The organism is Tianweitania sp. (genome assembly GCF_032053605.1).
Classification (GTDB): Bacteria; Pseudomonadota; Alphaproteobacteria; order Rhizobiales; family Rhizobiaceae; genus Tianweitania.
Window position 1 is genome coordinate 1 of the sequence record NZ_DAMBUH010000010.1, and the last position, 354, is coordinate 354.

General features: G+C 68.6%; 1 pseudogene. It reads left to right on the plus strand.

Annotation, left to right across the window (positions count from 1 at the left end):
- Positions 1-354: pseudogene (locus RTX98_RS04230) on the plus strand (molybdopterin oxidoreductase); the annotation flags it as partial.

Genomic DNA, 354 nt, shown 5'->3' on the forward strand with positions numbered 1-354 from the left:
CAGCGGGGCGAGGGCGCAAGCCTCCTTCTTGTGGCCGAGCCGACGCCGAGCCTGACCGGCATCGCGGCAAGTGATCGCCTGATTGCAGCGCCGGCTCGCATCGCGGTGCTCGTTGCCGCGTTGGCGGATGCGGTGGGGGTTCAGACAGGCTCGCCGTCGCCGCTGTCGGATCAGGAAAAACGCTGGATTGAAGCGGCGGCTGAGCGGCTGCAGGCACATCGCGGACGGGCTTTGGTGAGCGTCGGCACGCATCTGGCGCCCGAGCTTCAGGCGCTGGCGCTGCTCATCAATGAGCGGCTCGGCAATCTCGGCCAGACCATCGCTTTCACGACGCCGGTTGCGGCCATCCCGCCG